This window comes from Chryseobacterium sp. SNU WT5 (genome assembly GCF_007362475.1).
Taxonomy (GTDB): domain Bacteria; phylum Bacteroidota; class Bacteroidia; order Flavobacteriales; family Weeksellaceae; genus Kaistella.
Genome location: NZ_CP041687.1, coordinates 741,026 through 754,602, shown reverse-complemented (window position 1 = coordinate 754,602; position 13,577 = coordinate 741,026). Strand labels below are relative to the sequence as shown.

Annotated in this window: 14 protein-coding genes; 12 read left to right on the top strand and 2 right to left on the bottom strand. The window is 32.8% G+C overall.

All coding sequences use genetic code 11. From position 1 onward, the window contains the following. Positions 1–35 precede the first annotated feature (35 nt). The 10 genes from rpmF to FNJ88_RS03475 all read left to right on the top strand — a co-directional run bounded on the left by rpmF (position 36) and on the right by FNJ88_RS03475 (position 9,261). Complete coding sequence (rpmF, locus tag FNJ88_RS03520; RefSeq protein WP_143851768.1) at positions 36–239, top strand: 50S ribosomal protein L32; 204 nt, start codon at positions 36–38, stop codon at positions 237–239. A 115-nt stretch (positions 240–354) separates the two neighbouring features. Continuing rightward, positions 355–837 carry an acetyl-CoA carboxylase biotin carboxyl carrier protein gene (gene accB, locus FNJ88_RS03515; protein WP_143851767.1) on the top strand — a complete coding sequence of 161 codons (483 nt, stop codon included), beginning with the start codon at positions 355–357 and terminating at the stop codon, positions 835–837. A gap of 98 nt (positions 838–935) precedes the next feature. Then, a complete protein-coding gene (gene accC / locus FNJ88_RS03510; protein WP_143851766.1) occupies positions 936–2,288 on the top strand; it encodes an acetyl-CoA carboxylase biotin carboxylase subunit in 1,353 nt (450 codons plus the stop codon). Positions 2,289–2,380: 92 nt separating this feature from the next. Further along, a complete protein-coding gene (rocD, locus tag FNJ88_RS03505) occupies positions 2,381–3,625 on the top strand; it encodes an ornithine--oxo-acid transaminase (RefSeq protein WP_143851765.1) in 1,245 nt (414 codons plus the stop codon). Between the two features lie 2 nt (positions 3,626–3,627). Next, complete coding sequence (locus FNJ88_RS03500; RefSeq protein WP_143851764.1) at positions 3,628–4,374, top strand: glycosyltransferase family 2 protein; 747 nt, start codon at positions 3,628–3,630, stop codon at positions 4,372–4,374. After that, a complete protein-coding gene (locus FNJ88_RS03495; protein ID WP_143851763.1) occupies positions 4,375–5,184 on the top strand; it encodes a glycosyltransferase family 2 protein in 810 nt (269 codons plus the stop codon). It begins immediately after the preceding gene. Then, positions 5,177–6,151: a glycosyltransferase family 2 protein gene (locus FNJ88_RS03490; protein ID WP_143851762.1), complete on the top strand. Its 975-nt coding sequence runs from the start codon at positions 5,177–5,179 to the stop codon at positions 6,149–6,151. The genes FNJ88_RS03495 and FNJ88_RS03490 overlap by 8 nt, the downstream gene beginning before the upstream one ends. Then, positions 6,148–7,206, top strand: coding sequence for a glycosyltransferase family 2 protein (locus FNJ88_RS03485; RefSeq protein ID WP_143851761.1), 1,059 nt, complete (start codon positions 6,148–6,150; stop codon positions 7,204–7,206). The genes FNJ88_RS03490 and FNJ88_RS03485 overlap by 4 nt, the downstream gene beginning before the upstream one ends. A gap of 10 nt (positions 7,207–7,216) precedes the next feature. Continuing rightward, complete coding sequence (locus FNJ88_RS03480) at positions 7,217–8,191, top strand: hypothetical protein (protein ID WP_143851760.1); 975 nt, start codon at positions 7,217–7,219, stop codon at positions 8,189–8,191. Positions 8,192–8,250: 59 nt separating this feature from the next. Further along, positions 8,251–9,261 carry a hypothetical protein gene (locus FNJ88_RS03475; RefSeq protein WP_143851759.1) on the top strand — a complete coding sequence of 337 codons (1,011 nt, stop codon included), beginning with the start codon at positions 8,251–8,253 and terminating at the stop codon, positions 9,259–9,261. Between the two features lie 417 nt (positions 9,262–9,678). On the opposite strand, the gene FNJ88_RS03470 is transcribed toward FNJ88_RS03475, so the two are convergent. Together FNJ88_RS03470 and FNJ88_RS03465 are read right to left on the bottom strand one after the other, a co-directional pair. Then, a complete protein-coding gene (locus FNJ88_RS03470; RefSeq protein WP_262711463.1) occupies positions 9,679–10,020 on the bottom strand; it encodes a phosphomannose isomerase type II C-terminal cupin domain in 342 nt (113 codons plus the stop codon). A 20-nt stretch (positions 10,021–10,040) separates the two neighbouring features. Next, positions 10,041–10,979 carry a glycosyl transferase family 90 gene (locus tag FNJ88_RS03465; protein ID WP_143851757.1) on the bottom strand — a complete coding sequence of 313 codons (939 nt, stop codon included), beginning with the start codon at positions 10,977–10,979 and terminating at the stop codon, positions 10,041–10,043. A 73-nt stretch (positions 10,980–11,052) separates the two neighbouring features. Here FNJ88_RS03465 and gltX point away from each other — a divergent pair, with 73 nt between their 5' ends. Both gltX and FNJ88_RS03455 read left to right on the top strand, forming a co-directional pair. Continuing rightward, entirely contained in the window at positions 11,053–12,564 is a 1,512-nt protein-coding gene (gene gltX / locus FNJ88_RS03460; protein WP_143851756.1) for a glutamate--tRNA ligase, read from the top strand. Positions 12,565–12,611: 47 nt separating this feature from the next. Further along, positions 12,612–13,568 (top strand): acetyl-CoA carboxylase carboxyltransferase subunit alpha, encoded by a 957-nt coding sequence (locus FNJ88_RS03455; RefSeq protein WP_143851755.1) that lies wholly within the window; start codon positions 12,612–12,614, stop codon positions 13,566–13,568. Positions 13,569–13,577 lie beyond the last annotated feature (9 nt).

Here is a 13,577-nt window from a genome sequence, read left to right as displayed (position 1 = left end):
ACTCATCGCTCATCAAATTAAAAAATTATTAGAAAATGGCACATCCAAAGAGAAGACAATCGTCAACAAGAAGAGATAAGAGAAGAACACATTACAAAGCTGTAGTTCCTCAATTAGCAAAAGATGCAACTTCAGGTGAAATGCACCTGTACCATAGAGCACACTGGCATGAAGGAAAATTATACTACAGAGGTAAAGTAGTAATTGATAAAGAAGTAGCAACTGCGGACGAAAACTAGGGTAAAATACTTAGAAATACTTCGTTTTTATACATAAACCACTCAATTTTTACAATTTTGAGTGGTTTTTTGTTGTTTTTTATTATCTTTGGCATTATAAATAAATACTAATTATATGGACATTAAAGACATCCAAAATCTTATTAAATTCGTGTCTAAAGCTGAGGTTTCAGAAGTAAAATACAAAACCAAAGATTTCGAAATTACCATCAAAACTCCGCTTGGAGGAAGTGAAACTAACTATATGGCTTCACCAGCGGTTTATCATACAGCTCCACAACAAGCTCCTGCTGCAGCGCCAGCAACCAATGCCCCTGCAACTCCTTCCGCAGAAGAAAAAGCTGCAGATGACAGTAAGTTTATTACCATTAAGTCTCCAATGATTGGAACGTTCTACAGAAAACCATCTCCAGATAAAGATTTATTTGTAAATGTGGGTGATGAAATTAAAGAAGGAAAAGTGGTTTGCGTAATTGAAGCAATGAAACTATTCAATCAGATTGAGTCTGAAGTTTCAGGAAAAATTGTAAAAGTTTTAGTAGATGACGCTACACCGGTTGAATATGACCAACCTTTATTCTTAGTTGATCCGTCTTAAATTTAGATATTAGATTTTAGATATTAGATGTTAGATTAAAAACTACATCTTTTTTCATTATCAAATTATCACATTATCTAATTATCAAATTTAAAAGTATGTTCAAAAAAATACTAATCGCCAATCGCGGCGAGATTGCAATGCGGATTCTTCGTACTTGCAAAGAAATGGGAATCAAAACCGTTGCTGTATATTCTACCGCCGACAAAGATAGTCTTCATGTAAGATTTGCAGATGAAGCTGTTTGTATTGGTCCCGCCATGAGCAAGGATTCTTATCTTAAAATTCCAAATATTATTTCAGCGGCGGAAATTACTAATGCTGACGCTATTCACCCTGGTTATGGATTTTTATCTGAAAATGCTAACTTCTCTAGAATTTGCCAGAAAAACGGGATCAAGTTTATTGGTGCTACTCCTGAACAAATTGATAGAATGGGTGATAAGGCCAATGCAAAAAAAACCATGAAAGAAGCTGGAGTACCGTGTGTACCGGGCTCTGATGGATTGATTGATTCTTTCGAACACGCCATAGAAATTGCTAAAGAAGTCGGTTATCCGGTGATGATTAAAGCAACCGCAGGTGGAGGTGGAAAGGGAATGCGTGCCGTGTGGAAACAAGAAGATATGAAGGAGCATTGGGAATCTGCAGTTCAGGAAGCAGTCGCTGCTTTCGGAAATGGTGGGATGTATATGGAAAAACTGATCGAGGAGCCACGTCATATTGAGATTCAAATTGCTGGTGATCAGTATGGAAAAGCATGTCACTTATCAGAAAGAGATTGTTCTGTACAAAGAAGAAATCAGAAGTTGACTGAAGAAACACCATCGCCATTTATGACCGATGAGCTTCGTCAGAAAATGGGTGATGCAGCTGTGAAAGCTGCGGAATATATTGGTTACGAAGGAGTTGGGACGATTGAGTTTTTGGTAGATAAACATAGAAATTTCTATTTTATGGAAATGAATACCAGAATTCAGGTAGAGCACCCGATTACAGAGCAGGTTGTAGATTATGACTTGGTTCGTGAGCAAATTCTTCTCGCATCAGGAACTGCGATTTCTGGACAGAATTACTTGCCAAAACTCCATTCAATTGAATGTAGGATCAATGCAGAAGATCCTTTTAATGATTTTAGACCTTCCCCAGGAAAAATCACGGAATTGAATATTCCAGGAGGACACGGTATTCGTGTAGATACGCATGTTTACTCAGGGTATACCATTCCTTCCAATTATGATTCAATGATTGCAAAATTGATCACCACGGCTCAGACTCGTGATGAGGCTATCGCAAAAATGAAACGGGCACTGGAAGAATTTTATATTGAAGGTGTAAAAACGACCATTCCTTTCCATAGGCAATTAATGGAAGATGAAGATTATTTAGCTGGAAATTACACCACTAAATTCATGGAAGATTTTAAAATGGATAAAAAATTTGATAACTAGTCCAGTCAATTTATAAAAAGAAATGCCTCTTTTGGGGCATTTTCTATTTATAAATTTCAATAATAAGTAGTAAATTTGTAAAAAGTAGTTTTATGTCAGCAACAGCGAAAAATTCTCAGTATTATATTGATTTAGAAAACGATCACGGCGCTCATAATTATCACCCACTTCCTGTGGTTTTAGAGAAGGGCGAAGGAGTATTTGTTTGGGATGTAGAAGGAAAAAGATATTATGATTTTCTTTCAGCCTATTCTGCAGTGAACCAAGGTCATTCTCATCCGAAAATTTTAGAAGCGCTTATCGATCAAGCTAAGAAATTGGCTTTAACATCCAGAGCATTCTATAATTCAAATTTGGGAGAATATGAAAAAATGATTACTTCACTCTTTAAATTTGACAAAGTTCTACCGATGAATTCTGGAGCGGAAGCGGTAGAGACGGCGGTGAAGTTAGCAAGAAAATGGAGTTATGAAGTAAAAGGTATTGCTGAAAACGCTGCCAAGATCATCGTTTGTGAAAATAATTTCCACGGAAGAACGACTACAATTGTATCTTTCTCAAATGATCCTGATGCCAGTAATAATTATGGACCTTTTACTCCAGGATTTATTAAAATACCATATAACGATCTTCAAGCTTTAGAAGAAACTTTAAAAAACGATGCTCCCAATATTGCAGCATTCTTAGTGGAACCTATTCAGGGTGAAGCTGGAGTTTATGTTCCTGATGAAGGTTATTTAAAAGCTGCTTCAGATTTATGTAAAAAATACAATGTTCTTTTCATTGCAGATGAAGTACAAACAGGGATCGCAAGAACAGGAAGACTAATCGCTTGTCATCATGAAGATGTTCAACCGGATATACTGGTTTTAGGGAAAGCAATTTCTGGTGGAATGTATCCTGTGTCTGCAGTTTTAGCAAACAATAATATTATGAATGTTATCCATCCTGGACAACACGGTTCTACCTTTGGAGGTAACCCTATTGCATGTGCTGTCGCAATGGCGGCTCTGAAAGTTGTTGAAGAGGAGAAATTGTCAGAACGTGCTGAAGAATTAGGAAATTTATTCCGTTCTGAGATAGAGAAAGTGATTGTAAAATCAGATTTAATTACCAAAGTTAGAGGAAAGGGATTGTTGAATGCTATTTTGATTAATGATACGCCAGAAAGTTCTACAGCCTGGGAAATTTGCCTGAAACTAAAAGAAAATGGTTTACTTGCTAAGCCAACTCATGGAAATATTATCAGATTGGCACCCCCATTAGTTATAACAAAAGAGCAACTTCTGGATTGTGTTGCGATTATTGAGAAAACGGTTCTGGAATATAAGAAGTAGTTATGGGAATATCTGTGGTTATAAATACCTACAACGCTGAATTGCATTTTGAAAAGGTATTGCAATGCGTGCAGGATTTCGATGAGATTTTAATTTGCGATATGGGAAGTGATGATCGTACGATTGAAATTGCCCATAGATATAACTGTACTATTTTACCACATGAGAAATTAAATTTTGTAGAACCTGCAAGAAATTTTGCAATTCAAAGTGCAAAAAACGAGTGGGTTCTTTTATTAGATGCTGATGAAATCGTTTCCGAGGATTTAAAGACTTTTTTATATGAATATAAAGATAATGTCGATGGGAATGTTTGTCTAGCAATTCCTCGAAGAAATTATTTTTTGGGGAAATTTATGAGATCTGCCTATCCTGATTACGTGTATCGTTTTTTTAGGAAAGATTTTATTTCTTGGCCGGAATTTATTCATTCAAAACCAGAAATAAATGGGAAAACCCTAAAGGTCAATCCCAAAAATTTACAGTTTGCAATAGAACATTTGGCTAATGACTCGGTCTCGACAATCTTGCAGAAAAATAATAATTACTCGACAGCTGAGATCACCAAAAGACTAGGAAATAAAGTAACAATAAGTAAACTTATATTTTCTCCTTTTTTTTGGTTTTTTAAATATTACTTTATAAAGAAAGGATTTTTAGACGGAAAAGAAGGATTAATCTTTGCAATTTTGAAATCTCAGTATAAATTTGCTACGTTGGCAAAATTGGTAGAGTATAAAAGAAAATAAATGACTGTTTCGGTAATTGTTTCAACGTATAACTGGCCGGAAGCTTTAGAATTATGTCTCCAAAGTTTGATGGAGCAATCTGTAAAGCCAGAGGAAATTATAATTGCGGATGACGGTTCTACAGGATCTACGAAGGAAATAATTGATCATAACAGAAAAATTTATTATAATACAATACTACATGTCTGGCACCCGGATGATGGGTTTAAATTGGCAGAAATTAGAAATAAAGCAATCAAAGTTTCTAGTGGAGATTATATCATACAGATTGATGGTGACGTTATTTTACATCAAGACTTTATAAAGGATCACAAGACTTTTGCAAAACGGAATTCTTTCATAAAAGGTAGAAGGCTTATGATTGGGAAAATTAAAAGTAATAAGCTTTTGCAAAAAAAATCAATTTCCATTTCTTTTCTAAGCTCGGACATTAAAATGAGGGAACATGGTATTCGAATTCCATTTTATAATCAAATTTTTGAAAGTAAAGAAGAGAATTCAGCAGACGGCATTTTGGGTAGCAATATGGCTTTTTGGCGTAATGATTTTGTAAAAGTAAATGGATATAATAATCTTCTGAAAGGATGGGGAGCTGAAGATAAAGAAATCGCTCAACGTTTTGTCAATCTGGGATTAGTAAAAAGGAAACTAAAATTTGGAGCGATACAGTATCATATTTTCCATAAAGAAAGTGATAAAACCAATCATGACGATCAGGTTGAAAAGATTGAAAACTTGAAAGCTTCTAAAGAAACAGTTTGTGAAAATGGCCTTCTCCAAATTCAAAAAGATTATATAATCTATGGGTAAAACGGCTCTTATAAGTATAATAATTCCGTGCTATAACAGTGCATCTACGATTTCGAAATGTCTGACATCCGTCATTTCCCAAAGTTATCAAAATTTAGAAATAATAGTTGTTGATGATGGTTCTACCGATAATACTTTAGAAATTTTAAAAAATTTTGAGGAAACAGATTCGAGGATAATTATTATTAATCAAAAAAATTCGGGAGTATCGAAAGCTAGAAATGTAGGAGTTGAAATTGCATCCGGAGAATATATTTGTTTTGTAGATTCTGATGACTGGGTTGAGAAAGAATATTGTTCTTTATTGTATGAAATTATTGTAGAAAATAATGCCGACATTAGTATTGCCGGCGCTTTTTTAGAAAATGGAGATATAAAGTATAATAATAAAGCACAGGTCTTTGATGATTCACTTGAAATTTATGATAAACAAACAGCACTCAAATACTTGTTGGAAGATAAAGTAATACAAAGTCAACCTTGGGCTAAACTTTATAAATCTCACCTGTTGAAAAATACATCTTTTCCAGAAAATCTGGAAGCCTTTGAAGATTATTTTATCATGTTTCGGATTTTTAACAGTTCAGAAAAAATTGTAAAAATTAGTAAACAAATTTATCATTATGTGCAGTTTGCTGATAGTTTGTCCCACAATCTAACGCCAAAAAGAGCATATCATTTCTTTCTGGCATTAATAGAGGCGTCAAAATTTTTGGAAACGGTGAATATGGATTCAGATTTTAGAAATGCTGTGATTCGTAATATCATCAAAAAATCTTTTATGGTTTTAAAAAGAATAATTCGAAACACTGGATCAAATGAAATGGTTTCTGAAAAAGAAGATATTAGAAAGAGCATGGTTGTATTTTTACAATATTCGCCCTTTAAGATCGGTCTAGAAAACTATCTTTATCTTCGGTTTTTTATTAATTTTTACGAGAAATATATTCGATTTATAAAATTATGAATGTTGAAGAACCATTAATTACGATAATTATTCCGTGTTATAATGCGGAAAATTATATTCATTTCTCGCTTAAATCTGTTCTAAAACAAACATATAAGAATTGGGAATGCTTCTTAATTAATGATGGAAGTAAAGATAATACGGCGCAAATACTGCAGGAATACTCTTTAAAAGATACTCGATTTAAATTTTTGTCTCATGAAAATAAAGGTATTTCTGAAACGCGCAATTTAGGAATGGATAATGCAAAAGGAGATTATTTGTTTTTTTTAGATGCCGATGACTTGATACCTGAAAATGCTTTACAGATATTTATTAATGAAATTGAAGAGGATATTGATGTTATTACCGGAATTACCGTCACAGTAAATGGAGAAAACTTAGAAGAGATTTCTCAACTTCAACATCCAAAGGAAGGTTGCGTTTTGTTTAAAAATAATAATCTGGAAGTTCTGATTTTCGCCATAGAAGCAGGACTCGCGCCAGTGGCACAAAACCGGCTGTACAATAATGAATTTTTGAAAAGAAATAATTTACGATTCAAAAGCGGTATTCTACATGAAGACGAATCATGGTTCTTTGAAGTAATGTTTCGAGCAGAACAGGTAAAATTCATCAACCATAAAACCTATTATTATAGAACTGATAACTCCGAATCTATTACCAAAAACCTTGGGGACAGAAATCTGCAATCTTACCTAATAATTTTGGAAAATATTTTTGAAAATTATTATCGTAACACAACATCTTACAGAAAAGCGGTTGTCGAACGATATTTGCAGTATCTAAAAAAGGTAATTATTGATTTTGCAATTCGGGAGAAAAAGAAACTAAGTGTTGAATGCTTATTGGAATTGACGAAGGTATTAAAAATAGTTCATACGAAAAGTGACCCGTTTTCAATTCTGTCGAAAAAAAATGAAACGTACTATAAAGCACTAAACAAATTATCTTTATTCCCCTTTAATATGATTGAATCTTATTTTTTTAAAAATCCTGTAAACAGCATTAGAAAGCGATACAAATTACTTCAAATAAAATATTTTTTAAAATAGTATTTTTAAAATGTCAAATAGAACTTTTCTTTTAATGATGCCTGATTATTCAGATTTTCCGGATTTATTTGTGAAAAATCTGAAAAAGGAAGGTTTCTGCCCCTATTTAATTACAGATAATCCGTCGAAATTCAGGTACAAAGGTACTCAGCGCATTATTAATTTCTTTCATAAAAATTTTAAACAAAATAAAGATTATAAGAAAAGACTTGTTAAGCAACATAAACTTAAAGAGTATTACAAACAAATTGTAGAAATTGAAGGAGATTTAGATTATGCTCTAGTTATCCGCCCAGATCTCTTTCCAATTAATGTGATTAAAGAATTGGGAAAAAAGGCCAAAAAATTAATTGCATATCAATGGGATGGTCTCGAAAAGTTTCCTGAAGTAAAAAAATATTGTTCTCTATTTGATACTTTTTTTTGTTTTGACTCAGAGTGTGCTGAAAAAAATATAAAACCGATTACTAATTTTTATTTTGATTGTATCCCACCGGTTTACAAAGAATTTAATGATCATAAACCTCGTTTATATTTTCTTGGCCTTTATTGGAAAGGGAGAGAAGCGAAAATTGACAAGTTCATAAAAGAAGTCTCAAAAATTGACGTAGAATTATCTATTATTTTACAATATAATAATCAATCAGAAATAAAGAATACGAGAATAACCTATATAAAGAACCGGATTACGTTTTTAGAAAGTTTGAAGAATGTAGAAAAAGCAGATATTTTACTAGATTTTGTTGATCCTGTACATAATGGTCTTTCTATAAGGTTTTTTGAAGCAATGTATTATAAGAAAAAGATAATTACGGATAATAAAATGGTCAAAAATTACGATTTTTATAATTCAAACAATATCTTTATAATTGATGATAATTACTCACAAATTGAAAATTTTATCAAAATTCCTTACCATGAAATTTCGGATGATATTGTGAAAAGTTATAGTTTTAGTAGTTGGATTGACAAGATTATTCAATAAGTTATTATCTATCTTTTGTTATATTACAAATTTCATATCAACTAAAAATAACAATCCGTTTGAAAAAAACAATCATCCTTATAATTCCAAACCATTTTAAGATTTATAAAGCTTTTTCAGCGAATTTAGAAAAAATGGGATTTGATATAGTATTGCTTTTCACGAGTGATGAAGAGTTCAGATATAAAAGCTTTTCTCAGAGGATTACTAATTTTTTTAGAAAGACTATATTACGTGATAAAAAATATAAGGAAAATCTTAAGAATAAATATGATGATGAATGTTTGACGAAAGCTTTGTCTAATGTTCAGAAAAAGGCTGACCATGCACTTGTTATACGACCTGATTATTTTTCAAAAGAAACCATTCAACTTCTTAAAAAGAAAACAAATCAACTTGTCGCTTATCAATGGGATGGAATCGATCGGTACCCTAAAGTGAAAGATTTAATAGGTGTATTCGACCGTTTCTTTTTATTTGATTTAGATGATTATAAAAAATACAAATCAATTTTTTCTAACGTATTTCCAATCACTAATTTCTATTTCGATTTTGATTCTGCGGACCTAAAAAATTTTAGCGAGAAAGAAAAAAAAGAAGTTTTTTTTATCGGTAGTTTTATTGAGAGTAGAATGGAAGATGTCTTCAATCTAATCAGAATTTTTAATAAATTAGAAATTAGCACAAATATTAATCTTCTATATTTTGACGAGCAATCCCCCCTAAAATACAAGCGAAGTGAAATTAATTTTATTACTAAACCTTTAAGTTATCTTGAGGCTTTAGAAGAGGTTAAAAAATCTAATATTGTTTTAGATTTTGTTGATACTGTACACAATGGATTATCTTTTAGGATTTTTGAAACGCTTTGCTTTTCCAAAAAATTAATTACTAATAATCCTTTGGTGAAAAATTATGATTTTTATTCCCCAAACAATATTTTGGTATGGGAAAAGAGTATTGATGAAGAAAAACTTAAGGAGTTTCTTTCAAAGGACTACGAAATATTAGATAAAGAAATTAAAAATAAATATTCATTTACAAGTTGGATTAATTATATTTTTAAATAAAATAAGGAACATGACCCGCTGAAAATATCAGTAGTAATGCGCACCATCGATGGTGAAAAATTTATTACAAAATTGGTGGACTTTTTACAAAAACACAGAAGAAGATAAAATACCGATTCACTAACTATTTCAGTTTTGAAAAGAAAAATAGACCATTTAAAGACTAAAGAAGTTGCTAAAAATATTCTCGTCAGCTCATGAAAAAATGTAGTGTTATTAGAAACGTTTCCAGATCATCAAAAGAATTTCAAAACCACATTGAAAGTATTTGAAGCAAGACTCCATATTAATAATTCCGAAATGAATAGAAAGTTTGCTTTAATTGTGAAGTTCTTAAATTGGTATAGAATTTTTTAAGTAAAAGACAAATATTACATTACAGCTGAGAAATTATGATCTTATTCAAGTTTTTTTGAACTACCGTGCATAATCATCCTGCAATCTCACGATATCATCTTCTCCGAAATAAGTTCCGGTCTGGACCTCTATAAAAACAAGTAATTCCGAAGATCTGTTTTCAATTCGGTGTTTGGCACCCAATGGAATATGAATACTTTCGCTGTATTTTACATGATGTTCTATACCGTTAAGCACGACAACTGCAGCACCTTGTACGACTGTCCAAAATTCCTGACGATGATGATGGAATTGGTAAGATAAACGATGCCCTGGATCAACTTCGATTCTCTTTAATTTATAATGCATTTCATCTTCCAACACATAGTATTTCCCCCAAGGTCTTTCACCAACTTCTAACATATGATAGTTCTTATTTCTTTTCAACGAATGTAAGCAAAATATTTTTTTAAGATCAGTAATGAAATCAAATTTTCAATATTTTTATTATCAAATTGTGATCTATATCTTTTTGCGTTCAGAATAATCTCTTTTGCCTCTTTTTCATGATCTATATAATATTGAAGTTGGTCTTCCAGATTGTCATAATTTTCATTGATGCCAATGAAATGTTCATCTGATTTTAGTTTTCCTTCCATATACCAGGTTTCCATTTTTAAAGGTGGGGATACCGCAAGGGAGTTTGAAGACATGATCCACTTTAAATTAGTTGCTACATCATTTCCTTCAAGACTTAAGATAAATTTATAATTCAAATGTTTGTCGATTGAAGTTTTTGGTTTAATCCAGTCCTGATTTCCGCCGCTTTTATTAATTTGTCCTATATTACACATTGGATGGTTGAAATATTTTTTATAAAAATCGATTCTATGCTGTTGATAAACTCCAGCCCTACCTATCATCAAATTTTTCTTTGTTTCAAAAGTCTTATCGTCAGATACTGAAACGAAATGTCTTACTTTGTCCAAATTAAGGATGACATTATTCTTATTATCACCATGTATTGGTCGACTCTTAGTGATTTTTGGCGAATCCAAAATGGTATTTACATCACCAAAAGAAAAATCGATTTTTTGGTTTTTCGGAAAATATTTCGTGTATTCTGCCGTGTCGAAATAGTAAGCCTTTGGAGTTTTCGGTTTTGATAGATCTTTGATGGTAGTAGTAATTTGCGATGCATCAAAATCATGATCAAGCTTATTATAATAATCAACTCTCTCCTCAACATTTTTCAACTCTTCTTTCGATAGTTTTTTATAAAGTGAATTAATTATGACGTCGTAATTTTTCGATGGAAATAGTCCTTGGCTAAATCCCTGAATGTAGAATTTAATTTTGTTTTTCTTGTAAACCTTAGTCATGGGGATAAAATTAATTATAATTTAATAAATCAAATCATTTTTCTTTAAATTTGCAACTTAAATTTTAAGGAAAATGAGCAAAGTAAGAGTGCGTTTTGCACCAAGTCCAACAGGACCTTTACATTTAGGAGGAGTAAGAACCGCTTTATACGATTATCTTTTTGCTAAAAACCAAGGGGGTGAATTTATATTAAGAATCGAAGATACCGATACCGCAAGATATGTGGAAGGTGCAGAAGAATATATTATGGAGGCACTGGAATGGTGTGGAATCATTCCTGACGAAAGTCCAAAACATGGTGGCCCTTTTGCGCCTTACAAACAGTCAGAAAGACGGGATATTTACGATAAATATTTAGGAGAAATCTTAAAGACGGATTACGCCTATCTTGCTTTCGACACGACTGAAGAATTGGATGAAGTTCGAAAAGAATTTGAAACAAATGGTGACGTTTTTGCGTATAATTATATTACAAGAAACCGACTAAAAAATTCCTTAACGCTTTCAAAAGAAGAAGTTCAAAAGTTAATTGACGAAAAAGTTCCTTATGTAGTGCGTTTTAAAATGCCGGTGGACAGAATTTTAAATCTTGAGGATATCATCCGTGGAAAATCTTCTGTGAATACCAATACTTTAGATGATAAGGTTTTGGTGAAGAATGATGGGATGCCAACTTACCATTTTGCTAATATTGTAGATGATCACGAAATGGAAATTTCGCATGTCATTCGAGGCGAGGAATGGTTGCCTTCTCTAGGTTTGCATTATTTATTATACGAAGCAATGGGTTGGGAAAAGCCCCAGTTCGCACACTTATCTTTAATTCTGAAACCCGAAGGAAAAGGAAAATTGAGCAAGAGAGACGGTGATAAATTTGGGTTCCCTGTATTTCCTTTAGATTATAAAGATTCAGAAACAGGTAACGTTTCCAAAGGGTATCGGGAGGAAGGATATTTGCCAGATGCGTTTATCAATATGGTTGCATTGCTAGGTTGGAGTCCTGCCAATGATAGAGAGATCTTAACTTTAGATGAGATGGTACAGGAATTTGATTTGCATAAAGTTCATAAAGCAGGTGCGAGATTTAATAAAGAAAAGGCAGAATGGTTCAATCACGAATATTTGGTATCTAGATCTGATGAAGATGTTTTAAAACTTTTGAAAGATTGCAAGGGTCTTGAGTTGAAAAACTGTAGTGATGATAAGCTTTTGCGAATTATATCGCTCATGAAAGAAAGGGCTACTTTCGTAAAAGATATTATTACTGACGGTCAATTTTTCTTTGAAGCACCAGCTGCATATGATGAAAAAGCAGTAAAGAAGTCTTGGAACGAGGCTACAATTGAATTAATGAATGACTTTGCAGTAAAATTGGAAAATTCAGATTTTGAGGTCGATAGCTTAAAAAAGGATATTCATGATTTTGCAGAAAGTAAAAGTGTAGGAATGGGAAAAGTGATGATGCCACTGCGTTTATGCTTAGTTGGAGAATTAAAGGGACCCGACGTTCCAGATATTATGCAAATACTTGGTAAAGAAGAAACTATCGCCAGAATAAAAAATGCAGTGAATAATATTCATTAGTTTCTTATAATTTTCCCTAAATTTGAAAGATAATTTTAATTACTGAAATGGAATACTTAAGTTTTGAACTTCCGATTAAAGATCTGATGGATCAGTATCAAACCTGTTCATTAGTGGGCGAAGAAAGTGGAGTAGATGTAAAGCTCGCTTGCTCGCAGATCGAAGATAAAATTATAGATAAGAAAAAAGAAATTTATCATAATCTTACACCGTGGCAAAGAGTTCAGCTCTCCCGTCATCCTGACCGTCCTTATACTTTAGATTTTATCAAAGGCATAACCGACAAAGACAGTTTCTTGGAACTGCATGGTGACCGAAATTTTGCTGATGATCCTGCAATGATTGGTGGCTTGGCTACCATTGATGGGCAAAGAGTAATGATTATTGGAACCCAGAAAGGAAGAACTACCAAGGAAAGACAGTACCGGAGATTTGGTATGAGTAATCCTGAAGGTTACCGAAAAGCTTTGCGATTGATGAAACTTGCAGAGAAATTTCAAATTCCCGTCATTTCTTTAATTGATACGCCTGGTGCTTATCCTGGTTTAGAAGCTGAAGAGCGAGGACAAGGCGAAGCTATTGCTCGAAATATTTTCGAAATGACCATGTTAAAAACACCTATTTTTGTCTATATAATTGGTGAAGGAGCAAGTGGCGGAGCATTGGGAATTGGAGTTGGAAATAAGGTTTACATGCTGGAAAACACTTGGTACACCGTTATTGCGCCAGAGAGTTGTTCATCAATCCTTTGGAGAAACTGGGATCATAAAGAAGATGCAGCCAATGCATTGAAATTAACTCCAGCAGATGCTTTAAAAGAGAAGTTCATTGATGGAATCGTTGAAGAGCCACTTGGTGGAGCACATTATGAACCGCAAGTTGCATATGATCATTTGAAGGCTTCTATCCTTCAAAATATTAAAGCGTTTTCGAAATTTACTGGTAAGGAATTAGAAATGCAAAGACAGGATAAATTTATCGCGATGGGCCAATTTAAAGGTTAAGAATTACAA